This window comes from Variovorax sp. V35, assembly GCF_041154465.1.
Taxonomy (GTDB): Bacteria; Pseudomonadota; Gammaproteobacteria; order Burkholderiales; family Burkholderiaceae_C; genus Variovorax; species Variovorax boronicumulans.
The window spans coordinates 3,841,063-3,863,675 of the sequence record NZ_AP028666.1 but is presented as its reverse complement, the minus strand read 5'-3'; the positions used below and the strand labels follow the sequence as shown (position 1 = coordinate 3,863,675).

Below are 22,613 nucleotides of genomic sequence, written 5' to 3'. Positions count from 1 at the left end.
AGGGACCGCACATGCCCGCCCCGATCTCCCTCGCTGCCGCCCGCGCCGACCTGGCCGCGGGCCGTGTCACCTCCGCCGCGCTGACCGCATCGGCGCTGCAACGCATCGCCGACCCTGCCGGCGAAGGCGCGCGCACCTTCACGCGCGTGCTGGCAGACCGCGCCCAGCACCTGGCGCGCGCCTCCGACAGCCTGCGCGAAGCCGGCGTCGTGCGCTCGCCGCTCGAAGGCTTGCCGGTCTCGGTCAAGGACCTGTTCGACGTGGCCGGCGAAACGACGACCGCCGGTTCCGTCGTGCTGCGCGACGCGCCGCCCGCCGCGCACGACGCCGAGGCCGTGCGGCGCCTGCTGGCGGCCGGCGCGGTGCTGGTCGGCAAGACGAACATGACCGAGTTCGCGTACTCCGGCCTCGGCCTCAACCCGCACTACGGGACGCCGGCCAATCCGTGGCAGCGCGGCGAGCGGCGCATTCCCGGTGGCTCGTCCTCGGGCGCGGCCGTGGCGGTGGCCGACGGCATGTGCGTTGCGAGCGTCGGCAGCGACACGGGCGGCTCGGCGCGCATTCCGGCGGCGCTGTGCGGCATCACGGGTTTCAAGCCGACGGCGCGCCGCATGCCCGGCACCGGGCTCGTGCCGCTGTCGCACAGCCTCGATGCGGTCGGGGTGATGGCGCTCGACGTGGCCGGTTGCGTGGCGATGGAGGCGGTGCTGTCCGGCGTGTCAGAGGCGCCCCGAACGCAGCACCTGCGCCAGGCCCGCTTCGCGGTGCCGACCACGCTGGTGCAGGACGGCATGGACGCCCACGTCGCCGCCACGTTCCGACGCGCGCTGCAGCGCCTCTCGGCCGCCGGCGCGCAGCTGGTCGAGCTGGCGGTGCCCGAGTTCGACGAGCTCGCGGCCATCAATGCCGCAGGCGGCTTCAGCGCCGCCGAGTCATGGGCGTGGCATGCCGAGCTGATCGAGCGCAGCGGCAGCGGCTACGACCCGCGCGTGCTCAGCCGCATCCTGCGCGGCAAGGACTTCACGGCGCGGGCCTACCTCACGCTGCAGGCACAGCGGGCCGACTGGCAGCGCCGCGTGGCCGCGCGCATGGGCGAGTTCGACGGCTGGCTCATGCCGACCGTGCCACTGGTGGCGCCGCGCATCGAGGCCCTCGAAGCCGACGAGGCGCAGTACGTCGCCGTCAACGTCGCGATGCTGCGCAACCCCTCCATCGTCAACTTCATGGACGGCTGCGCCATCTCCTTGCCCTGCCACGCGGCCGGCGAAGCGCCCGTGGGCCTGAGCCTTGCTGGCCTGCCGATGCGCGACGCCGCGCTGCTCGCGTGGGCCGCTGACATCGAACGCACCCTGCGCGCCACCGCCGATTGACCCGTCTGCCCACCCTCAAGAAACTCCGGAGAACCTCATGACCCAGCGCTTCCGTTTCCCGCTCGCCTCGCTTGCCTGTCTCGCCGCCGGCCTGGCGTGCGTCGTCCCCGTCACCCACGCGCAAGAGGCTTACCCCTCCAAGCCGATCCGCATGGTCGTGCCGTTCCCGCCGGGCGGCAGTATCGACATGACGGCGCGCTTGGTCGGCCAGAAGCTCTCGACGGCGCTGGGCCAGCCCGTGCTGGTGGACAACCGCCCCGGCGCCAGCGGCAACATCGGCATGGACTACGTCGCCAAGGCCCCGAAGGACGGCTACACCTTGCTGATGGTGCACACCGGCCTGGCCTCCAACGGGCACATGTTCGCGAAGCTGCCCTATGACCCGATCAAGGATCTGGCGCCCGTGATCCGCGTGGCCGACCAGCCCAACGTGCTCATCATGAATCCCAAGTGGACGTTCAAGAACGTCGGCGAGCTGGTGGCTTACGCCAAGGCCAACCCCGGCAAGCTCAGCGTCGGCACCTCGGGCGTGGGCGGCCCGCAGGACGTGGCCGCGCGCCGCTTCATGCAGATGACCGGCACCGATCTGCTCAACGTGGCCTACAAGGGCGGGGCGCCCGCGCTGTCCGACCTCGTCGGCGGGCAGATCGACATGATGTTCGAAACCTCGCCGACCGCCGTGCCCTATGCCAAGAGCGGCAAGCTGAAGGCGCTGGCGGTCACGGGCGACAAGCGCGTTTCCACCTTGCCCGACGTGCCGACGGTGGCCGAGTCCGGCGTGCCGGGCTACCGCTTCATGGGCTGGGTCGGGCTGGTGGCGCCGGCCGGAACGCCCGCACCGGTCATCGCCAAGCTCAACGAGCAGGTGCAGGCGCTGCTCAAGAACGCCGACACGCAGAAGCAGTTCACCGACCTCAGCCTGGAAGTCATCGGCGGCTCGACGGCGGACTTCACGAGTTTCGTGCGCAAGGAGTCGAACGACTACGCCCGGTTCGTGAAAGACTTCAACATCACGCCGCAATGAAAAAAGCCCCGCGACTGCGGGGCTTTTTACTGGCCGATGGCTTGAGGCTTACTCGACCTTGGCCTTCGCGCGCAGGTCTTCCTGGTACTTCTGCAGGCGCTGCTGTTGCAGCTGCTGCGTGATCTGCGGCTTCACTTCTTCCAGCTTCGGCAGTTGGGCCTGGCGGATGTCGTCGACGCGGATGATGTGGTAGCCGAACTGGGTCTTGACCGGGGCAGGGGTGGTCTCGCCCTTCTTGAGCTTGATCATCGCTTCCGAGAACTCGGGCACGAAGCTGGCGGGGTTGGCCCAGTCGAGGTCGCCGCCGTTGGCGCCCGATCCCGGGTCCTTGCTCTGCTTCTTGGCGATGTCTTCGAACTTGGCGCCCTTCTTCAGGTCGGCCATGATCTTCTTGGCCTGGTCTTCGGTCTCGACCAGGATGTGGCGGGCCTTGAATTCCTTGCCGCCGTTGGCTGCCACGAACTTGTCGTACTCGGCCTTCACGTCGGCGTCGGACACCGCGTTGGTCTTGCGGTAGTTCTCGAACAGCGCGCGGATCAGGATGGCCTGGCGGGCGAGTTCGAGCTGGTTCTTGTAGTCCTCGGTGGCGTCCAGGCCTTGCTTTTGCGCTTCCTGCATGAACACTTCGCGCGCCACGATTTCCTCGCGCAGCTGGCTTTGCATCTCGGGCGTCACCGGGCGGCCGGCGGCAGCCAGCTGCTGGGCCAGGACGTCCATGCGGGCCTTGGGCACCGGCTTGCCGTTCACGATGGCTGCGTTCTGCGCCAGGGCCGACAGGGGGAGTGCACCGATCAGCGCTGCGGCCGCAACGGCCTGCAAGATGTGTTTTTTCATGAAATGAATATCAGGCTGGAGAGGAAATGCGCGTGTAGGAAAAGGCGCGGGAAAGAAAGCAGGAATCAGGAGAAAAGAAGGAGAGGGTGGGCGGCCGCGGCGAACGCGGCAAGCAACCGATTGGACGACTCAGAGCACCTCGATGGCGATGGCGTGCAGACCCTGTGCGATAAAAACTTGGAGGGCATCATACACAAGCCGATGCCGCGCCACGCGGGGCCTCCCGTCGAACAGCGGGGACGCAATGCGCACCCGGAAATGCGTGCCGTAGCCCTCGGCGTTGGCGCCCGCATGGCCCGCGTGCGCGGCGCTTTCGTCGATCACTTCGAGCTGCGTGGGCGAAAGCGAGGCGCGCAGCGCCGCCTCGAGCGCTGCCACGGTAGGAAGGGGGATGGTGGTGGTCGTCATGCGGTCGGCTTGTCTTCCTTGAGGTGCGGCGCGATGTACAGGCCCTGCGCCACCAGGAAGACGATCGGGAACACGTAGCCCCAGAGCTTGAAGTTGACCCAGGCCTCGGTCGTGAAGTACGCCGCCACGTAGCCGTTGATGAGCGCCATGAAGAGGCAATAGCCGATCCACGCCACATTGAGCCGGCCCCAGATGCGCTCGGGCAGCTCGAGCTGCGCGCCCAGCAGCATCTTCAGGAAGTTCTTCTTCAGCGCCCACAGCGCCACGGCCAGCGCGACGGCCATGGCGCCGTACAGCACCGTCGGCTTCCACTTGATGAAGCGGTCGTCGTGCAGCACCAGCGTGAGCGTGCCGAACAGCAGGATCAGCACCAGCGTGGCCTTCTGCATCGCCTGCAGCTTGCGTTCCATCGCGTAGATGACGGCCATCTGCACCACGGTGGCGGCCATCAGCACGCCGGTGGCGGTGTAGATGTCGGCGAACTTGTAGGCGCCGAAGAACAGCAGGATCGGAAAGAAGTCGAGGAGCAGTTTCATTTCTTTTGGAAGTCGAGCGACGCCGAGTTCATGCAGTAGCGCAGGCCGGTTTCGGTGGGGCCGTCGGGGAACACGTGGCCCAGGTGGGCGCCGCAATTGGCACACACGTTCTCGGTGCGCACCATGCCGTGCGAGCGGTCGACGATGTTGCGGATGGCGCCGGGCACCGCTTCTTCGGAGAAGCTGGGCCAGCCGCAGCCGGCGTCGAACTTGGTGGCCGCTTCGAACAGCTTGGCGCCGCAGCAGATGCAGTGGTAAGTGCCGTCGTCCCAGTGGGCTTCGTACTTGCCGGTGAAGGGGCGTTCGGTGGCGGCGTGGCGCGTCACCTCGAAGGCGGCGGGTTCGGCGCCCTTCTCAGCGAGCAGGGCTTTCCATTCGGCGTCGGTTTTCTGTACGGGCGTGGTCATGATGAGCAGCTGATTTCGATCGTGGAGGCCCAGTCGGGCGGGAAGCCGGCGTAGTCGTCGGCACCGGGGTGTTCTTCACATGGGGTTTGGAGCAGCGTCAGCAAGGTTGCCACACCCGCGTGGTCCTTTTGCTGACTGGCTTCGATGGCCTGCTGGCCCAGGTGGTTCCGCAGCACGAACTTGGGGTTCGACTGCAGCATCAATTTTGCCGCTTCGGCGCGCTGCGATTGTGCATGGCGCTCCGAAAAAGAGAGCATCCAGGCATCGAAGCCGGCCCGGTCGAGGAACAGGTCGCGCACCGGCTCGACGTTGCCGTCCGCCATGTGATTCGACAGGCGGCGCCAGAAGATGGTGTGGTCGACCTTCTCGGCGGCCATCAGCTTGAGCACGCCTTCGATCAGCGCGCGGTCGCCCTCGGCGGGCGCCGGCAGGCCCAGCTTGGCGCGCATGCGGTCTTCGAAGGCGTTGGGGAACACGGTCTTGTACGACTCCAGCGCGGCCACGGCGATTTCCTGGTCGCCGATCAGCGGCAGCAGCGCCTGCGCCAGGCAGAACAGGTTCCAGTAGGCGACGTTGGGTTGCTGGTTGAAGGCGTAGCGGCCCTGGGTGTCGCTGTGGTTGCAGATGTGGCGCGGGTCGAAGCCGTCGAGGAACTGGAACGGGCCGTAGTCGATGGTGAGCCCGAGGATGCTCATGTTGTCGGTGTTCATCACCCCGTGGCAGAAGCCCACGGCCTGCCACTGCGCGAGCAGGGCGGCGGTACGCTCGCTCACGGCCTCGAGAAAGGCGGCGTAGGCATTGCCGTTGAAGCGCGCCGTGGCGCGGCATTCGGGGTAGTAGCGGTCGATGACGTAGTCGGCCAGCGCGCGCAGCTCGTCTTCGCGCTGGTTGGCGGCGAAGTGCTCGAAGTGGCCGAAGCGGATGAAGCTGGGCGCCACGCGGGTGACCGCGGCAGCGCTTTCCAGCTCTTCGCGGCGCACGCGGGCGTCGGAGCCGGTCACGCACAGCGCGCGCGTGGTCGGAATGCCCAGGCCGTGCATGGCCTCGCTGCACAGGAACTCGCGGATGCTCGAACGCAGCACGGCGCGGCCGTCGCCGCCGCGCGAGTAGGGCGTGCGCCCCGCGCCCTTGAGCTGCACTTCGAGCCCGCCCTCGGTCTCGCCGAGCAGGATCGCCCGCCCGTCGCCCAGTTGCCCGGCCCAGACGCCGAACTGGTGGCCGCTGTAGACCGTGGCGAAAGGCCGCGTGCCGGCGACCGGCAGGCTGCCGGTGAGCGCGGCCAGCGTGGCGTCCGACTCGCGCCAGCCGGGCGGCAGGCCCAGCTCGCGCGCGACGGCGTCGCTGTGGCCGACCCAGTACGGGTCGGGCAGCGGCGTGGGGCGCAGTTCGGTGAAAAAAGCGGGGCCCAGCGTCGAGAAGCCGGGCTTCCAGCGCAGGCCCAGGTCGGCGACCGGGGTGTCTTCGGCTAACAAGCTCATGCCCGGATTGTCCGGCAGCCCGCGAAACCCCAGGCCGTTGAGGCCATCGGGCGCGTGGGGCGGGCGGCGCCGCTCAGTTCAGCAGCGCGCCGCGCAGCGCCCCGGCGCCGTCGAGCGCGAGGCTGGCGCGGTACTGGGCCGGCGGCAGGCCGAACCAGCGCTTGCAGGCGCGAAAGAAGTTGCTGACGTCCACGAAGCCCAGCCGGTCGGCCACATCCGCGAGCGTGTGGCGCTGTTCGGCCAGGTACTGCTTGGCGAGTTCGCGGCGGGTGCGGTCGAGCAGCGCCTGGAACGACACCGACTCCTCCTGCAGGCGGCGCTGCAGCGTGCGGTCGGCCAGCCCGAGGCCCGAGGCCACGTCCTGGCGGCGCGGCTCGCCGTGCTGCAGCCGGCGCGCGATCTCGGCGCACACCAGGCTGGCGGTGGTGGTCTGGCCCAGCAGGTTGAGCTGGTCGTCGAGCAGGTGCTCCTGCATTTCGCCCAGCGCCGGGTGGTGGGTGGGCAGCGGCATGGTCATGTCGGCCGACGACAGCAGCACGCGGTTGGCGGGCGCGTTGAAGCGGATCTCGCAGCCGAAGGCCTCGCGGTGCAGCCGGTCGTTGGCCGGCGGCGGGTAGACGAACTCCATGGCCAGCGGCTGCAGCTCGCGCCGCGTGAGCCACTGGCACTGCATGAGCACGGTCAGCAGGGCGTACTCGACGCGCTGGCGCGGAATCGGCAGGCTGCCGCCGGTGTGCTCCATGACCATCCAGCAGCCGCGCGCGTCGGACTGCAGCGAGAACGCGGTGGCGTCGGAGATCACGGCCATGTAGCGCGTGAGCCGCGTGAGCGCCGCGCCCAGGGTGGGGCTGCAGGCCATGGCGTGGCCCACGGTGCCCAGCTTGCTGTGCGTGGCGGCCAGGTCGCGGTCCAGGCCCAGCGTGGGCCGACCGGCGTGCGCCACGGCCACCTGCCACAGCACGGAGATCTCGTCGACCGGGATGCGCGCGTTCTGGCGGTGCAGCGAGTCGGGGTCGAAGCCGGCATCGCGCAGCAGCGTGGGCACGTTCAGCCCCTCGGCCTCGAACATCGACAGCACCCCCTCCAGCCATGCGGCCGAGCTGGTGCGCAGCTCCGGCTGCGGACATCCGGGGCGGCGCGACGGCCGGCGCGAATGGCGCGGCAGGGAGGCTTCTGAAGTCATTCGATTGGCTCGCTTGCGATAGCGGTGAAAACGGGGCCGGTTCCTAGAATTTTTCCAGTGCACGGCGGCCCGGAGTATGGGTGCCGCGCGCCAAGCCAGGAATTCCGATTAACCCGGTGTGGAGACAAAACATGAAGACAACGACAACAGCACAAAACCAGGGTGCGGCAGGACAGACGGCGATGGCGCGCGCCATCGCCACCGTGGCCACGCTGGCCGCCGCGGCGGCGCTTGCAGCCTGCGGTGGCGGTTCGTCCGGGGCGACCGCCTTTCCCGTGTTGCCGCCTGCACCGGCTCCGGCACCCGCGCCCGCTCCGGCACCCGCCGCCGACGGCCCCATGGTGCGCCAGACCACGGCCGGCAAGGTCGAGGGCTCGGACGACAGCGCCAGGAACGGCACCTGGTCCTGGAAGGGTGTTCCGTTCGCCCAGCCGCCGGTCGGCGCGCTGCGCTGGCGCGCACCGGTCGAGCCCGAAGCCTGGACCGGCATCCGCCCGGCCAAGGCCTTCGGCAACGCCTGCCTGCAGATCGGCCGGATCTTCAGCCCCGGCACCAGCAACACCTACGACGCCACCATCGGCACCAACCTGGGCAAGCCGGTCGGCAGCGAAGACTGCCTGTTCGTCAACATCTGGCGTCCGGCCACCACCGAGAAGAACCTGCCGGTGCTGTTGTTCATCCATGGCGGCAGCAATATTTCGGGTTACACGGCCGATCCGCTGTACGACGGCGCGGCGCTGGCCAAGGCCACCAATGCGGTGGTCATCACCGCCAGCTACCGCCTGGGCATCCTGGGCTTCTTGAACATGCCGCAGCTGCGGCCGGGCGGCAGCGCGGGCGACGACTCGGGCAACTTCGCGCTGCTGGACAACATGGCGGCGCTGCGCTTCATCCAGGGCAACGTCGCCAACTTCGGCGGCGACCCGGGCAACGTCACGCTGTCGGGCGAATCGGCCGGTGCGACCAACCTGCTGGCGGTGATGACCTCGCCGATGGCCAAGGGCCTGTTCCACAAGGCCTTCGAGATGAGTGGTGGCATTTCGCTCAAGACCAATCTGCCGCCCGGGACGCTGCCGACGCTGCAGCCGGCTTCGGCCTCGCTGACGCAGGGCCAGACGATCCTCGAAAAGCTGCTTGTCGCCGACGGCACCGTGGCCGATGAAGCGGCGGCCAAGGTGTACATCGGCACGCGCTCGCCGGCGCAGATCGCCGAGTACCTGCGTGCGCAGGAGGGTGGGGCGCTGCTGACCAAGGTCACTGCCGCCGGGCAGGGTTCCGTTGCGCCCATTCCCGACGGCACAGTGCTGCCGTCGGACCCGATCGGCGCCATCGCGGCCGACAAGTACGTCAAGGTGCCCATGCTCGCGGGCAACACGCGCGACGAGGGCAAGCTCTTTGCGTCGCTGCTGGGATCGCTGGGCATCCCGGGCCTGAAGGCGGGCTGGATCGTCAAGGACGACGCGCGCTTCTCGATGATGTTCAACTTCAACCCCGATGCTGCGCCCACGCTCACGGTGAACCACATCATCGACCCGTTCTACCTTCCGGTAGACAAGGCCGGCACCGGCTACAACGCAGCCACCGCGCTCATCACGAAGGGGCTCTTCGAGGCCAACCGCGACAACCTGCTCAACACCATGAAGACGCGCCAGTCGAACATCTGGCACTACCGTCTCGACTGGTCGCAGGAGGCCGCGCCGTGGAACGACGTGTACGGCGCATCGCACGCCTTCGACCTGCCGTTCGTGTTCGGCAACTTCGAGGGTTCGCTGCTGAGCAACGTGATGGGCGGCAAGGCCAACGAGAAGGGGCGCGTGGCGCTGTCGAAGGCCGTCATGGCCAGCGTCGGGGCCTTCATGCGCAACGGCGATCCGAACACGCCCGAACTCGGTGCAACCTGGGGAACGTGGCCTTCGCAGATGCTGCTGGATGCCACGCCAACTGCGGCAAAGATCACGCCGCTGAACGTCCCTTGAAGAGCCGCTTCGTTCAATCATGCAGTGCGGGTTTGTGTCATTGTGCAAGTGGCCGAAGCTTGCGTGAATCTCTCGTTCGCAACGCTTTTTGAAGTCATTTCACATAGGAGTCCGTAGATGCTGGGTTTGATGCAAGACCAACCGCTTTTGATCTCGTCGCTGATCGAGTTCGTCGAGCGCCACAACGGCGACGGCGAGATCGTCTCGCGCCGTGTCGAGGGCGATATCCACCGTTGCACCTGGAGCGACATCGCATCGCGCGCCAGGCAGGTGGCCAATGCGCTGGATGGCGAGCAACTGCTGTTCAGCGACCGCATCGCCACCCTGGCCTGGAACGGCTACCGCCACCTGGAGCTGTACTACGGCGTGAGCGGCAGCGGCCGCGTGCTGCACACCATCAACCCGCGCCTGCACCCCGACCAGATCGCGTGGATCGCCAACCATGCCGAAGACCAGATCCTGTGCTTCGACCTGAGCTTCCTGCCGCTGGTGCAGGCGGTGCATGCGCGTTGTCCCACGATCCGGAAATGGGTTGCACTGTGTGATGCCGACAAGCTGCCGGCCGACAGCGGCGTGCCCAACCTCGTGAGCTACGAGGCCTGGATCGGCACGCAGTCCACCACCTACGATTGGCCCACCTTCGACGAGAACTCGGCCTCGAGCATGTGCTACACGAGCGGCACCACGGGCAACCCGAAGGCCGCGCTGTACAGCCACCGCTCGACCATGCTGCATGCCTACGCCGCCGCGCTGCCCGACGTCATGCGCATCTCGGCGCAAGACTCGGTGCTGCCGGTGGTGCCGATGTTCCACGTCAACGCCTGGGGCATTCCGTACTCGGCCGCGCTGGTGGGCTGCAAGCTCGTGTTCCCGGGCCCGTCGCTGGACGGCAAGTCGGTGTACGAACTCATCGAGTCCGAAGGCGTGACCTTCGCGGCCGGCGTGCCCACCGTGTGGCAGATGATGCTGGGCCACATGCAGACCAACGGCCTGAAGTTCAGCAAGCTGAACCGCACCGTCATCGGCGGCTCGGCCTGCCCGCCGGCCATGATCACGGCGTTCCAGGAGAACTACAACGTCGAGGTGCTGCATGCCTGGGGCATGACCGAGATGAGCCCGCTGGGCACGCTGTGCACGCTGAAGAACAAGCACCTGTCGCTGCCCGCCGACGCACAGCTGCAGATCCGCATGAAGCAGGGCCGCGCCATCTTCGGCGTCGACATGAAGATCGTCGACGGCAACGGCGACGAGCTGCCCTGGGACGGCAAGGCCTACGGCGACCTGTTGGTCAAGGGCCCCTGGGTCGTCAAGGAGTACTACAAGGGCGAGGGCGGCAATCCGCTGGTCGCCGACGCCGCAGGCCGCGGCTGGTTCCCCACCGGCGACGTGGCCACCATCGACGCCGAGGGCTACCTGCAGATCACCGACCGCAGCAAGGACGTGATCAAGTCCGGCGGCGAGTGGATCAGCTCCATCGACATCGAGAACATCGCCGTCGCGCACCCGGCCATCGCCATGGCGGCGTGCATCGGCGTGTTCCACCCCAAGTGGGACGAGCGCCCGATCATCGCCGTCGTGAAGAAGCCCGGCGCAGAAGTCACCCGCGAGGAGCTGCTGAAGTTCTACGAGGGCAAGACCGCCAAGTGGCAGATCCCCGACGACGTGGTGTTCGTGGAGGCCATTCCGATCGGCGCCACCGGCAAGATCCTCAAGACCAAGCTTCGCGAACTGCTCAAGGACTACAAGCTGCCGGGCCTCTGAAGCACGGCCAAAGCCCACCCGCACTGTCGCGCACGCGATAGGAAGGCCGCCCCGGCGGCTTTCCTTCCGGGCATTCCCTGTGCGGCGAAGAAAAGGGCGCTTGTACGCTGGCGTCCCGCCTTTCAACCAGGAGACTCTTCATGCACTTCGGTATCAAGTCAGTGGCCGCCTGCGCCATGTTGGTGAGTGTTTCAGCGTCGTTCGCCCAGAAGGGCGAAACCGTCAAGATCGCCTGGCTGGACCCGCTGTCGGGTCTGATGGCGGCCGTGGGCACCAACCAGCTCAAGACGACCCAGTACCTGGCTGACGAGTTCAACAAGAAGAATGCGTCGGGCGTGAAGTTCGAGATCATCGCGATCGACAACAAGCTGAGCCCGCAGGAGACCACCGCGGCGCTGCGCTCGGCGCAGGACCAGGGCGCGCGCTACATCACCCAGGGCAACGGCTCGGGCCCGGCGCTCGCGATCATCGACGCCGTCGAGAAGAACAATGCGCGCAATCCCGGCAAGGAACTGCTCTACCTGAACTACGCGGCGGTCGATCCCGACCTGACCAACAGCAAGTGCAGCTACTGGCACTTCCGCCTCGATGCCGACACCTCCATGAAGATGGAAGCGCTGACCACCTGGATGAAAGACCAGGCCGACATCAAGAAGGTCTACATCCTGGGCCAGAACTATTCCCACGGCCAGCAGGTGTCCAAGTTCGCCAAGGACAACCTCAAGACCAAGCGCCCCGACATCCAGATCGTGGGCGACGACCTGCACCCGCTCGCGCAGGTGCGCGATTTCTCGCCGTACATCGCCAAGATCAAGGCCTCGGGCGCCGACACGGTCATCACCGGCAACTGGGGCTCCGACCTCTCGCTGCTCATCAAGGCGGCGAACGACTCGGGGCTGGACGTCAAGTTCCTCACGTACTACGCACCGGGCGCCGGCACGCCCACGGCCATGGGCGCCACCTCGGCCGGCAAGGTCTACACCGTGGCCTATGCCCACTACAACATGGGCGGCGAAATCCAGCGGCTGCTGACCGGCTACAAGAAGAAGATGAACGACGACCTGACGCAGTCCTCGATCTATCACACCTTCGCCTTGCTCGATGCCGCTTTCGTGCAGACCAAGTCGACCGACCCCGTCAAGGTGGCCGCGGCGCTCGAGGGTATGAAGATCAAGAGCTTCAACGGCGAGGTCGAGATGCGCAAGGCCGACCACCAGTTGCAGCAGGGCCTGTACATCTCGCGCTGGGAGAAGGCCAGCGCCAAGTACCCCTACGACGCCGAGAACACCGGCTACACCAACGTCCCCGTGAAGTATTACGAGTCGTATGTGGCGAGCACGCCCACGACCTGCCAGATGAAGCGCCCCTAGGCGTCTTTGTGAACGCATTTCCTACCCATCGGTAGAAGATACCTACCGCCGGGTAGCAAAAGAAGGAAATGCACTGTCGCCTGCGCGATAGATACGTGCCTTTGCAGCCCCTTCCTTACGGGCATTCCCTGAGGGGTGGGGTGGCAAAGACTTGTACGCTTGTGCAGCGTTTTTGATATCGGTTTGACCAGGAGATATAGATTGAAGTTCGCTCTGAAGATCGCTACCGCCGCCGTGCTCGCGGCAACTGCCACCGGTGCATTTGCCCAGAAGGGTGAGACCGTCAAGATCGCGTGGCTGGACCCGCTGTCGGGCCTGATGGCGGCCGTCGGTACCAACCAGCTCAAGACCTTCCAGTTCCTGGCCGAAGAATTCAACAAGAAGAACGTGGCCGGCGTGAAGTTCGAGGTCATCGGCATCGACAACAAGCTCAGCCCGCAGGAAACCACCGCCGCGCTGCGCTCGGCCATGGACCAGGGCGCGCGCTACGTGGTGCAGGGCAACGGCTCCGGCCCGGCGCTGGCCATCATGGACGCGCTCGAAAAGCACAACGCCCGCAACCCGGGCAAGGAAGTCGTGTACTTCAACTACGCGGCCGTCGATCCCGACCTGACCAACAGCAAGTGCAGCTACTGGCACTTCCGCCTCGATGCCGACACCTCCATGAAGATGGAAGCCCTGACCACCTTCATGAAGGACCAGGCCGACATCAAGAAGGTGTACCTGATCAACCAGAACTACTCGCACGGCCAGCAGGTCGCCAAGTACGCCAAGGACAACCTCAAGACCAAGCGCCCCGACGTGCAGATCGTCGGCGACGACCTGCACCCGCTGGCCCAGGTGCGCGACTTCGCGCCCTACATCGCCAAGATCAAGGCATCGGGCGCCGACACCGTCATCACCGGCAACTGGGGCTCCGACCTCGCACTGCTCATCAAGTCGGCCAACGACGCAGGCCTGAACGTCAAGTTCTACACCTACTACGCCGTGACCAACGGCACGCCGACCGCCATGGGCGCGGCCTCGGACGGCAAGGTCTACATGGTGGGCTACAGCCACTACAACGCGCCGGGCCCGATCGCGCCGATGATGAACGAGTTCAAGAAGCGCTTCAACGAAGACCTGTACACGACGTCGCCGTACACCGTGTACGCGATGCTCGCCGAAGCCTTCGTGCGCACCAAGTCGACCGACCCCGTGAAGGTGGCGGCCGCCATGGAAGGCATGAAGTTCAAGAGCTTCAATGGCGACGTCGAGATGCGCAAGTCCGACCACCAGCTGCAGCAGGGCCTGTGGATCACGCGCTGGCAGAAGGCCGACGCGAAGAGCCCGTACAGCCCGGAGAACACCGGCTACACGCTGGCACCGGTCAAGTACTACGAGCCCTACGTCTCGAGCACGCCCACCTCGTGCCAGATGAAGCGACCCGGCGGCGCCTCCTGATCGCCTGCTGATCGCCCCCTGACCGGTCGAGGCCCGACTTCAACACTCGGGCCTCTTTCTTTTTCAACCGACACGGAAGACCGATGAACGTCGAATTCTTCGTCATCTCACTGCTCAACGGCGTCAGCTACGGCCTGCTGTTGTTCATGCTGAGCTCTGGCCTTACGCTGATCTTCAGCATGATGGGTGTGCTCAACTTTGCACACGCCAGCTTCTACATGCTGGGCGCCTATTTCGCCTACACCCTGTCAGGCATCGTCGGCTTCTGGCCCGCGCTCTTTCTCTCGCCGCTGCTGGTGGGTGCGTTGGGTGCGGCCTTCGAGCGCTACAGCCTGCGCCGGGTCCACAAGTTCGGCCACGTGCCCGAGCTGCTGGTGACCTTCGGTCTTTCGTACCTGATCCTCGAGCTGGTCCAGCTGGTCTGGGGCCGCTCCACGGTGCCCTACGGCCTGCCCGAGGCGCTGCAGGGGCCGCTGTTCTCGTTGTACGGCACGCAGTTCCCCAAGTCGCGCTCGTTCATCATGCTGGTGGCGATGCTGATGCTGGTGTCCGTGTGGCTGCTGCTCACGCGCACCCGCATCGGCCTGGTGATCCAGGCGGCGCTGAAGCACCCCGACATGGTCGAGGCGCTGGGCCACAACGTGCCGCGCGTGTTCATGCTGGTGTTCGGCGGCGGTGCCGCGCTGGCCGGCCTGGCGGGCGTGATCGGCGGCAACACCTACGTCACCGAACCGGCCATGGCCGGCTCGGTCGGCACCATCATCTTCGTGGTGGTGGTGGTCGGCGGCATGGGCTCGCTGGCCGGCGCCTTCCTGGCGTCGCTGCTGATCGGCATCATCCAGACCTTCGCCGTGGCGCTGGACCACTCGCTGGCCACCGCGCTGCAGGCCCTGGGCGTGGCCGTGACCGACCAGACCTTCGGCTACGAGCTGCTCAAGCTCACCATCTCGCAGGTCGCACCGATCCTGCCGTACCTGTTCCTCGTGCTGATCCTCATCTTCCGCCCGAAGGGTCTTCTGGGCACCCGGGAGGACTGACACCATGACCACCGCAACCACCACTTCACCGACGACCCCGACGCGGTACTACCGCTTCAAGCCCTGGAACATCGGGCGCTACCTGGTCTGGGCGCTGTTCGCCCTGGTGCTGATCATCTCGCCGATGCTGTTCAAGAGCAGCCTGGCGCTGACGATGCTCTCGCAGATGGGCTACCTGATCATCATCTGCCTGAGCTACAACATCCTGCTGGGGCAGGGCGGCATGCTGAGCTTCGGCCATGCCGTGTATACCGGCCTGGGCTCGTTCATCGCCATCCACGCGATGAACATGGCGACCAAGGGCGGCCCGACCATTCCGCTGGTGCTCATTCCGCTCGTCGGCGGTCTGGCGGGGATGTTCTTCGCCATCCTGCTGGGCTTCGTGACCACCAAGAAGTCGGGCACCACCTTCGCCATGATCACCATGGGCATCGGCGAGCTCGTGGCCTCGATGGCGCTGATGTTCCCCAGCTTCTTCGGCGGCGAGGGCGGCATCACCACCGACCGCGTGTACGGCCCGAGCTTCTTCGGCTTCACCTTCGGCCCGCAGATCCAGGTGTACTACCTGATTGCCGCGTACTGCTTCGTGTGCACCGCCCTGATGTATGCCTTCACCGGCACGCCGCTGGGCCGCATGCTGAACGCGGTGCGCGACAACCCGGAGCGCGTCGAGTTCATCGGCTACAACACGCAGCGCGTGCGCTACTTCGCGTTCATCATCGCGGGCTTCTTCGCCGGCATCGGCGGCGGCCTGGCCTCGATCAACTTCGAGATCGTGAACGCGGCCGACAGCCTGAACGCCATCCGCTCGGGCGGCTACCTGCTGTTCACCTTCCTGGGTGGCGCGGTGTTCTTCTTCGGCCCGATCATCGGCGCGGTGCTGCTGGTGTTTGCCTCGATCCTGCTGTCCGAACTGTCGAAGGCCTGGCAGCTGTACTTCGGCCTGGTGTTCGTGTTCATGGTGATGTTCGCTCCCGGCGGCATCGCCAGCCTGGTCATGATGAACCTGCGCGTGGCCAAGTTCGGCAAGTTCAACCGCTTCTGGGGCCTGTACGCCGCGCTCGCCGTGGCCCTGGTGCCAGTGGTGGTCGGCGCTGCCGCGCTGATCGAAATGATCTATCACATCCAGCTCAACGCGGCGATGGGCCCGGACCTGAAGTTCTTCGGCACCATGCTGAACACGGCGGGCGTGACCAGCTGGCTGGGCGCCATCGCGATCCTGGCCGTCGGCCTGGGCCTGCTCGAGGTGGCACGGCGCCGCTTCGTGCGGGTCTGGGGCCAGGCGCAGGAAGAGATCGAAGCAGAAATCAAACGTCGGGAGGCGGCGTAAATGAGCGCGCAATACGCATTGGAACTGAAGGCGCTGCGCAAGAATTTCGGCAAGACCGAAATCATCCGCGGCGTGGACCTGGCGGTGAAGGCCGGCGAACGCATCGCCGTGATCGGGCCGAACGGCGCGGGCAAGTCGACGCTGTTCAACCTGATCAGCGGGCGGCTCACGCCCACCAGCGGCGAGGTGCTGCTCAACGGGCAGCGCATCGACGGCAAGAAGCCCTATGAAATCAACCGCCTGGGGCTGTCGCGCAGCTTCCAGATCACCAACATCTTCCCGAAGCTCAGCGTCTTCGAGAACCTGCGCTGCGGCGTGCTGTGGAGCCTGGGCTACAAGTACACCTTCCTGCGCTTTCTCTCGAACCTGGACGACGCCAACGCGCGCACCGAAGAGCTCATCAAGCAGATCGGCCTGGAGCGCAAGCGCGACGTGCATGCGGTGAACCTCACCTATGCCGAGCAGCGCGCGCTCGAGATCGGCGTGACGATTGCTGGCGGCGCTGGCGTCATCCTGCTGGACGAGCCCACGGCCGGCATGAGCAAGACCGAGACCTCGCACTTCATCTCGCTCATCAAGCACGTCACCGTCGGCAAGACGCTGTTGACGGTGGAGCACGACATGGGCGTGGTCTTCGGGCTGGCCGACAAGATCGCCGTGGTGGTCTACGGCGAGGTCATCGCCTTCGACACGCCGGCTGCCGTGCGCGCCAATGCGCGCGTGCAGGAGGCGTATCTGGGTTCGTCGGTTGCCGACGCGCAAGGGGCGGGACACTGACATGCTGAAGCTTCACGACATCCACGCCTACTACGGCAAGAGCCATGTGCTGCATGGCGTTTCCTTCGACGTCCACCCGGGCGAAATCGTGGCCCTGCTGGGTCGCAACGGTTCGGGCCGCTCGACCACCGCCAAGGCCATCATGGGCCTGGTGCATGCCGAGGGCACGCTGCAGTGGAAGGGCGGCGACATCCTGCGTCGCAAGGCCTACGAGATCGCGCACATGGGCATCGGCTACGTGCCCGAGAACCGCGACATCTTCCCCAAGCTCACGGTGCACCAGAACCTGCTGCTGGGGCAGAAGGGCTCGGGTAAGGGCAGCCGCTGGTCCTTCGACGACATGTACGGCATGTTCCCGCGCCTGAAGGAGCGCCAGCACACCGAGGCCGGCGTGCTCTCGGGCGGCGAGCAGCAGATGCTCACGCTGTGCCGCACGCTCATGGGCGACCCCGACCTGATCATCATCGACGAGCCCACCGAAGGCCTCGCGCCCAAGATCGTCGAGCTGGTGGGGCAGTACCTGCGCACGCTGAAGGACAAGGGCATCTCGGTGCTCCTCATCGAGCAGAAGCTCACCATCGCGATGCAGATTTCGGACCGCGCGCTCGTCATGGGCCACGGCAGCATCGTGTTCGACGGGACGCCCGACAGCCTGCGCGCCGACGGCACTACCCGCAGGGAATGGTTGGAAGTCTGATCCAGCCGGGAGTCCGGGCCGCGCCCCGGATTCCCCTTGTCCCGACAGCGACTGCGTGCCATTGTTCGGCCACGCAAAACGCCTAGAATCTTCGAAAAAGAACACTCGTGCTTTTTCTTCTTTTTCTTCACACACCAAGGAACGCAGCATGACGGCTGAATACAAAGTGCTCGGCGATGTCGCCGTGATCACCCTGACCAACCCGCCGGTCAACGGTCTCGGCTTCTCGACACGCATCGGCATCACCGACGGCCTGTCCAAGGCCAATGCCGATAGCGCCGTCAAGGCCATCGTCATCACCGGCGCCGGCAAGGCGTTCTCGGGCGGTGCGGACATCAAGGAATTCGGCACGCCCAAGGCGCTGCAAGAGCCCAACCTGCTGAGCGTGATCCTCTCGCTCGAAGCCTCGCCCAAGCCCGTCGTCGCAGCCATCCACTCCGTGTGCATGGGCGGCGGCCTCGAGCTGGCGCTCGGCTGCCACTACCGCGTGGCCGCACCGGGCACCAGCGTGGCACTGCCTGAAGTCAAGCTCGGCCTGCTGCCGGGCGCTGGTGGCACGCAGCGCCTGCCGCGCGTGCTCGGCGTGGAAACCGCCCTGAACATGATCGTCAGCGGCGAGCCGGTGAAGAGCGAACTGCTCGCCAGCCTGCCGGGCCAGAAGCTGTTCGACAAGCTGGCCGCCTCGGCCGAGTCGGTGTTCGACGAGGCCGTCGAGTTTGCCAAGTCGGTCGCTGCCAAAGGCGGCGAGCTGCCGCTGGTGCGCAACCTGCCGTGCAAGCACCCGCAAGGCGATGCCTACTTCCAGTTCGCCAAGAACATGGTCGGCGGCATGTCGAAGAACTACCCCGCGCCGCTGAAGTGCGTCGATGCCGTGCAGGCCGCGACCAAGATGAAGTTCGACGACGGCATGGCTGAAGAGCGGCGCCTCTTCACCGCGCTGATGTTCACGCCCGAATCGCTGGCCCTGCGCCACCTGTTCATGGCCGAGCGCGCCGCGAGCAAGATTCCCGACGTGCCCGAAGACACGCCCAAGCGCGACATCAAGGCCGTGGGCGTCATCGGCGCCGGCACCATGGGTGGCGGCATCTCGATGAACTTCCTGAACGCGGGCATCCCCGTCAAGATCCTCGAGATGAAGCAAGAGGCGCTCGATCGCGGCATTGCCACCATCAAGAAGAACTACGAAGCCCAGGTCAAGAAGGGCAAGCTCAAGCAGGACAAGTACGAGCAGCGCATGGCGCTTCTGAGCACCACGCTGAGCTACGACGACCTGAAGGACGCCGACCTCATCATCGAAGCCGTGTTCGAAGAAATCGGCGTCAAGGAAAAGGTCTTCAAGGAACTCGACCGCGTCGCCAAGAAGGGCGCCATCCTGGCCTCGAACACCTCGACGCTCGACGTCGACAAGATCGCTTCGTTCACCGACCGTCCGCAGGACGTGGTCGGCATGCACTTCTTCAGCCCGGCCAACGTGATGAAGCTGCTCGAAGTGGTGCGCGGCAAGGCCACGTCCAAGGACGTGCTGGCCACCGTGATGGCCATCGGCAAGAAGATCAAGAAGACGTCCGTCGTGTCGGGCGTGTGCGACGGCTTCATCGGCAACCGCATGATCGAGCAGTACAGCCGCCAGGCCGGCTTCCTGCTGGACGAAGGCGCCACGCCGCAGCAGGTCGACAAGGCCATCGAGAAGTTCGGCTTCGCCATGGGCCCGTTCCGCATGGGCGACCTGGCCGGCAACGACATCGGCTGGGCGATCCGCAAGCGCCGCGCCGTCGAGCGCGCCGACATGAAGTACAGCCGCACGGCCGACAAGCTGTGCGAACTGGGCCGCTTCGGCCAGAAGACCGGGGCAGGGTGGTACGACTACCAGGCCGGCAAGCGCGACGCCATCCCGTCGGAACTCGTCAACAAGATGATCGAGGACCACCGCAAGGAACTGGGCATCACGCCGCGCAAGATCTCCGACACGGAAATCGTGCAGCGCCTGGTGTTCGCCCTCGTCAACGAAGGCGCGCACATCCTGGAAGACGGCATTGCCTCCAAGTCGGGCGACATCGACATGGTGTACCTCACCGGCTACGGCTTCCCGATCTACCGCGGTGGCCCGATGCACTACGCCTCGCAGGTCGGCCTGTACAACGTGGCCGAGACGATGAAGCGCTTTGCGCAGAACCCGCGCGACGACGCCGAGTTCTGGCAGCCCGCACCGCTGATCCAGAAGCTGGTGGCCGAAGGCAAGTCCTTCAGCTGAGTCTGAACCGGGATCAAGACCGCCCATGTTGAAACGCATCTTCCTCGGGCTGCTGCTGGTGCTCCTGGCACTCGTGGCGGCCGTGGCGGTCAAGACCTGGACCACGCCATCGCAGCAGCTCGCGGTGGCGCCCGCGCCCAAGCTGGACATCGATCTGCAGGCCGCTGCGAAGCGGCTGGCCGGCGCGATCCCGATCCGCACGGTGTCGAGCCTGGAGGACGCGGCCGCCAACCTGGCCGAGTTCGACAAGCTGCACGCCTACCTGGCGCAGCAGTACCCGAAGGTTCACGCCACCCTCAAGAAGGAAGTGGTGGGCCAGAAGGCCTTGCTCTACACCTGGACCGGCACCGACGCGCAAGCCAAGCCAATCGCGCTCATGGCGCACCAGGACATGGTGCCCATCGCCCCCGGCACCGAAAAGGCCTGGTCGGTCGACCCCTTCGCGGGCGAGATCAAGGAAGGCTTCGTCTGGGGCCGCGGCACGCTCGACAACAAGGGCAACCTGTTTGCACAGATGGAAGCCATCGAGCTGCTCATCGGCAGCGGCTTCCAGCCCAAGCAGACGGTCTACCTCGTGATGGGCGACGACGAAGAGGTGAGCGGCCTGCGCGGCGCGCAGCCCATCGCCGAACTGCTCAAGTCGCGCGGCGTGAAGCTCGACTGGGTGCTCGACGAAGGCCTGCTCGTGCTCGACGGCGTGCTGCCCGGCCTGAGCAAGCCCGCGGCACTCATCGGCCTGGCGGAGAAGGGCTACGGCACCTTCTTCCTCTCGCTCGATACCGCGCCCGGCCACTCGTCGATGCCGCCACAAAAGAGCGCCATCGGCCGCATGAGTGCCGCGCTCGCGCGGCTCGAAGCGTCGCCGATGCCCGGCGGCATCCAGGGCGTGGCGGGGCAGATGTTCGGCGCGCTTGCGCCCGAGATGGGCGGCGTCAATCGCGTCATGCTGTCGAACCTGTGGCTCACCGAGCCGCTGGTGCGCGGCCAGCTCGAGAAGAGCCCGAGCAGCAACGCCATGCTGCGCACGACCACCGCACTGACCATCGTGCGCGCCGGCAACAAGGACAACGTGCTGCCCGGCCGCGCCGAGGCCGCCGTCAACTTCCGCGTGCTGCCCGGCGACACGCTGGCCAGCGTCGAGGCGCACCTGCGCAAGGCGCTGGGCGACGACGACATCAAGATCAAGCCGTACCCCGGCAACTCGGAGCCCTCGCCGGTGTCGCCCACCGACAGCACCGGCTACCGCGCGATCCAGCAGGCCGTGCGCCAGAGCTTTCCCGACGCCGTGGTGGCGCCCGGCCTCATGACCGCCGCCACCGATTCCCGCCACTTCAGCCTCGTGAGCGATGCCGTCTTCCGCTTCTCGCCGTTCCGGGTGAAGAGCGAGGACCTGGCGCGCTTCCATGGCAACAACGAACGCCTGGCCATCTCGAACTACGGCGAGATGATCGGCTTCTACCACCAGCTCCTGCGCAACACGAACGCTGCTGCGCCGGCGCAATGACGACCCCGTCTTTTCCCTCTTTTCCCTTCCATCTTCAAAGGACCTCACCATGACCAGCGCCGTCATCGTTTCCACCGCCCGCACGCCGCTCGCGAAGAGCTGGAAGGGTGCCTTCAACATGACCCACGGCGCCACGCTGGGCGGCCATGCCGTGCAGCACGCGGTGCAGCGCGCCGGCATCGATCCGGCCTCGGTCGACGACGTCATCATGGGGTGCGCCACGCCTGAAGGCGCCACCGGTTCCAACATCGCGCGCCAGATCGCCCTGCGTGCCGGCCTGCCGGTCACCACCTCGGGCATGACCATCAACCGCTTCTGCTCGTCGGGCCTGCAGACCATCGCCACCGCCGCCCAGCGCATCATCGCGGGCGAGGGCGACGTGTACGTGGCCGGCGGCGTCGAGAGCATCTCGTGCGTGCAGAACGAAGCCAACACGCACATGCTGGCCGACCCCTGGCTCGTGAAGCACAAGCCCGAGATCTACTGGAACATGCTGCAGACCGCCGAGCAGGTCGCCAAGCGCTACAACATCGGCCGCGACGCCATGGACGAGTACGGCGCACAGAGCCAGCAGCGCGCCACCGCCGCGCTCGAAGCCGGCAAGTTCAAGGACGAGATCGCCCCCATCACCGTGCTGGCCGGCGTGGCCGACCCCGTGATGGGCCTGCGCACCAAGGAAGTCACGATCGAGAACGACGAAGGCATCCGCCCCGGCACCACCAAGGAAGGCATCAGCGGCATCCGCTCGGCCATGCCCGGTGGCCTGATCTCGGCCGGCAACGCCAGCCAGTTCTCCGACGGCGGCGGCGCCTGCGTGGTGGTCGACGAGAAGTACGCCCAGCAGAAGGGCCTGAAGCCCCTGGGCCGCTTCCTCGGCTTCGCCGTGGCCGGCTGCGAGCCCGACGAAATGGGCATCGGCCCGGTCTTCGCCATTCCCAAGGTGCTCAAGCGCCTGGGCCTCACGGTCAACGACATCGACCTGTGGGAACTGAACGAAGCCTTCGCCGTGCAGGTCATCTACTGCCGCGACAAGCTGGGCATTCCGGGCGACCGCCTGAACGTGAACGGCGGCGCCATCGCCGTGGGCCACCCCTACGGCGTGAGCGGCCAGCGCCTCACGGGCCACGCGCTCATCGAAGGCAAGCGCCGCGGCGCCAAGAAGGTCGTGGTCACGATGTGCATCGGCGGCGGCATGGGCGCTGCGGGCGTGTTCGAGGTCCTGTAACC

General features: G+C 66.4%; 19 protein-coding genes. 13 read left to right on the top strand and 6 right to left on the bottom strand.

From position 1 onward, the window contains the following. Window positions 1-11 precede the first annotated feature (11 nt). Together ACAM42_RS17880 and ACAM42_RS17875 are read left to right on the top strand one after the other, a co-directional pair. Entirely contained in the window at window positions 12-1,370 is a 1,359-nt protein-coding gene (locus ACAM42_RS17880) for an amidase (RefSeq protein ID WP_369628915.1), read from the top strand. 37 nt (window positions 1,371-1,407) lie between these two features. Next, complete coding sequence (locus ACAM42_RS17875) at window positions 1,408-2,394, top strand: Bug family tripartite tricarboxylate transporter substrate binding protein (RefSeq protein ID WP_369628914.1); 987 nt, start codon at window positions 1,408-1,410, stop codon at window positions 2,392-2,394. A gap of 48 nt (window positions 2,395-2,442) precedes the next feature. On the opposite strand, the gene ACAM42_RS17870 is transcribed toward ACAM42_RS17875, so the two are convergent. The 6 genes from ACAM42_RS17870 to ACAM42_RS17845 all read right to left on the bottom strand — a co-directional run bounded on the left by ACAM42_RS17870 (window position 2,443) and on the right by ACAM42_RS17845 (window position 7,222). Then, entirely contained in the window at window positions 2,443-3,228 is a 786-nt protein-coding gene (locus ACAM42_RS17870) for a peptidylprolyl isomerase (RefSeq protein WP_062471282.1), read from the bottom strand. Window positions 3,229-3,357: 129 nt separating this feature from the next. After that, window positions 3,358-3,636 carry a BolA family protein gene (locus tag ACAM42_RS17865; RefSeq protein ID WP_369628913.1) on the bottom strand — a complete coding sequence of 93 codons (279 nt, stop codon included), beginning with the start codon at window positions 3,634-3,636 and terminating at the stop codon, window positions 3,358-3,360. Then, complete coding sequence (locus ACAM42_RS17860; RefSeq protein ID WP_062471286.1) at window positions 3,633-4,172, bottom strand: septation protein A; 540 nt, start codon at window positions 4,170-4,172, stop codon at window positions 3,633-3,635. Before ACAM42_RS17860 ends, ACAM42_RS17865 begins: the two co-directional genes overlap by 4 nt. Then, entirely contained in the window at window positions 4,169-4,579 is a 411-nt protein-coding gene (gene msrB / locus ACAM42_RS17855; RefSeq protein ID WP_062471289.1) for a peptide-methionine (R)-S-oxide reductase MsrB, read from the bottom strand. The genes ACAM42_RS17860 and msrB overlap by 4 nt, the downstream gene beginning before the upstream one ends. Next, window positions 4,576-6,057: a YdiU family protein gene (locus tag ACAM42_RS17850; protein WP_369628912.1), complete on the bottom strand. Its 1,482-nt coding sequence runs from the start codon at window positions 6,055-6,057 to the stop codon at window positions 4,576-4,578. Before ACAM42_RS17850 ends, msrB begins: the two co-directional genes overlap by 4 nt. A gap of 73 nt (window positions 6,058-6,130) precedes the next feature. Further along, window positions 6,131-7,222 (bottom strand): AraC family transcriptional regulator, encoded by a 1,092-nt coding sequence (locus ACAM42_RS17845; protein WP_139701692.1) that lies wholly within the window; start codon window positions 7,220-7,222, stop codon window positions 6,131-6,133. Window positions 7,223-7,371: 149 nt separating this feature from the next. On the opposite strand from ACAM42_RS17845, the gene ACAM42_RS17840 reads away from it, so the two are divergent. The 11 genes from ACAM42_RS17840 to ACAM42_RS17790 all read left to right on the top strand — a co-directional run bounded on the left by ACAM42_RS17840 (window position 7,372) and on the right by ACAM42_RS17790 (window position 22,611). Next, window positions 7,372-9,216 (top strand): carboxylesterase/lipase family protein, encoded by a 1,845-nt coding sequence (locus tag ACAM42_RS17840; RefSeq protein WP_369628911.1) that lies wholly within the window; start codon window positions 7,372-7,374, stop codon window positions 9,214-9,216. Between the two features lie 117 nt (window positions 9,217-9,333). Beyond that, window positions 9,334-10,977 carry a 3-(methylthio)propionyl-CoA ligase gene (locus ACAM42_RS17835; protein WP_070060678.1) on the top strand — a complete coding sequence of 548 codons (1,644 nt, stop codon included), beginning with the start codon at window positions 9,334-9,336 and terminating at the stop codon, window positions 10,975-10,977. 140 nt (window positions 10,978-11,117) lie between these two features. Then, the gene (locus ACAM42_RS17830; RefSeq protein ID WP_062471303.1) at window positions 11,118-12,347 is read left to right on the top strand and encodes a branched-chain amino acid ABC transporter substrate-binding protein; all 1,230 of its coding nucleotides are present in this window, start codon (window positions 11,118-11,120) and stop codon (window positions 12,345-12,347) included. Window positions 12,348-12,548: 201 nt separating this feature from the next. Further along, on the top strand, window positions 12,549-13,790 hold the full coding sequence (locus ACAM42_RS17825) for a branched-chain amino acid ABC transporter substrate-binding protein (protein WP_369628910.1): 1,242 nt from the start codon (window positions 12,549-12,551) through the stop codon (window positions 13,788-13,790). Window positions 13,791-13,873: 83 nt separating this feature from the next. Beyond that, window positions 13,874-14,827, top strand: a complete 954-nt coding sequence (locus ACAM42_RS17820; RefSeq protein ID WP_062471309.1) for a branched-chain amino acid ABC transporter permease — start codon at window positions 13,874-13,876, stop codon at window positions 14,825-14,827. A 4-nt stretch (window positions 14,828-14,831) separates the two neighbouring features. Beyond that, a complete protein-coding gene (locus tag ACAM42_RS17815; protein WP_062471312.1) occupies window positions 14,832-16,157 on the top strand; it encodes a branched-chain amino acid ABC transporter permease in 1,326 nt (441 codons plus the stop codon). Then, window positions 16,158-16,934 (top strand): ABC transporter ATP-binding protein, encoded by a 777-nt coding sequence (locus ACAM42_RS17810; protein WP_062471315.1) that lies wholly within the window; start codon window positions 16,158-16,160, stop codon window positions 16,932-16,934. 1 nt (window position 16,935) lies between these two features. Continuing rightward, the gene (locus ACAM42_RS17805; protein ID WP_369628909.1) at window positions 16,936-17,631 is read left to right on the top strand and encodes an ABC transporter ATP-binding protein; all 696 of its coding nucleotides are present in this window, start codon (window positions 16,936-16,938) and stop codon (window positions 17,629-17,631) included. 148 nt (window positions 17,632-17,779) lie between these two features. Continuing rightward, entirely contained in the window at window positions 17,780-19,882 is a 2,103-nt protein-coding gene (locus ACAM42_RS17800) for a 3-hydroxyacyl-CoA dehydrogenase NAD-binding domain-containing protein (RefSeq protein WP_369628908.1), read from the top strand. A gap of 25 nt (window positions 19,883-19,907) precedes the next feature. Next, window positions 19,908-21,386, top strand: coding sequence for a M20 family peptidase (locus ACAM42_RS17795; protein WP_369628907.1), 1,479 nt, complete (start codon window positions 19,908-19,910; stop codon window positions 21,384-21,386). 49 nt (window positions 21,387-21,435) lie between these two features. Then, the gene (locus ACAM42_RS17790) at window positions 21,436-22,611 is read left to right on the top strand and encodes an acetyl-CoA C-acyltransferase (RefSeq protein WP_062471327.1); all 1,176 of its coding nucleotides are present in this window, start codon (window positions 21,436-21,438) and stop codon (window positions 22,609-22,611) included. Window positions 22,612-22,613 lie beyond the last annotated feature (2 nt).

Bases quoted from the DNA above. Each gene is read 5' to 3' on its own strand.
- ACAM42_RS17880 (WP_369628915.1), top strand. From the start codon at position 12: ATGCCCGCCCCGATCTCCCTCGCTGCCGCCCGCGCCGACCTGGCCGCG.
- ACAM42_RS17875 (WP_369628914.1), top strand. From the start codon at position 1,408: ATGACCCAGCGCTTCCGTTTCCCGCTCGCCTCGCTTGCCTGTCTCGCC.
- ACAM42_RS17870 (WP_062471282.1), bottom strand. From the start codon at position 3,228: ATGAAAAAACACATCTTGCAGGCCGTTGCGGCCGCAGCGCTGATCGGT.
- ACAM42_RS17865 (WP_369628913.1), bottom strand. From the start codon at position 3,636: ATGACGACCACCACCATCCCCCTTCCTACCGTGGCAGCGCTCGAGGCG.
- ACAM42_RS17860 (WP_062471286.1), bottom strand. From the start codon at position 4,172: ATGAAACTGCTCCTCGACTTCTTTCCGATCCTGCTGTTCTTCGGCGCC.
- msrB (WP_062471289.1), bottom strand. From the start codon at position 4,579: ATGACCACGCCCGTACAGAAAACCGACGCCGAATGGAAAGCCCTGCTC.
- ACAM42_RS17850 (WP_369628912.1), bottom strand. From the start codon at position 6,057: ATGAGCTTGTTAGCCGAAGACACCCCGGTCGCCGACCTGGGCCTGCGC.
- ACAM42_RS17840 (WP_369628911.1), top strand. From the start codon at position 7,372: ATGAAGACAACGACAACAGCACAAAACCAGGGTGCGGCAGGACAGACG.
- ACAM42_RS17835 (WP_070060678.1), top strand. From the start codon at position 9,334: ATGCTGGGTTTGATGCAAGACCAACCGCTTTTGATCTCGTCGCTGATC.
- ACAM42_RS17830 (WP_062471303.1), top strand. From the start codon at position 11,118: ATGCACTTCGGTATCAAGTCAGTGGCCGCCTGCGCCATGTTGGTGAGT.
- ACAM42_RS17820 (WP_062471309.1), top strand. From the start codon at position 13,874: ATGAACGTCGAATTCTTCGTCATCTCACTGCTCAACGGCGTCAGCTAC.
- ACAM42_RS17815 (WP_062471312.1), top strand. From the start codon at position 14,832: ATGACCACCGCAACCACCACTTCACCGACGACCCCGACGCGGTACTAC.
- ACAM42_RS17810 (WP_062471315.1), top strand. From the start codon at position 16,158: ATGAGCGCGCAATACGCATTGGAACTGAAGGCGCTGCGCAAGAATTTC.
- ACAM42_RS17805 (WP_369628909.1), top strand. From the start codon at position 16,936: ATGCTGAAGCTTCACGACATCCACGCCTACTACGGCAAGAGCCATGTG.
- ACAM42_RS17800 (WP_369628908.1), top strand. From the start codon at position 17,780: ATGACGGCTGAATACAAAGTGCTCGGCGATGTCGCCGTGATCACCCTG.
- ACAM42_RS17795 (WP_369628907.1), top strand. From the start codon at position 19,908: ATGTTGAAACGCATCTTCCTCGGGCTGCTGCTGGTGCTCCTGGCACTC.
- ACAM42_RS17790 (WP_062471327.1), top strand. From the start codon at position 21,436: ATGACCAGCGCCGTCATCGTTTCCACCGCCCGCACGCCGCTCGCGAAG.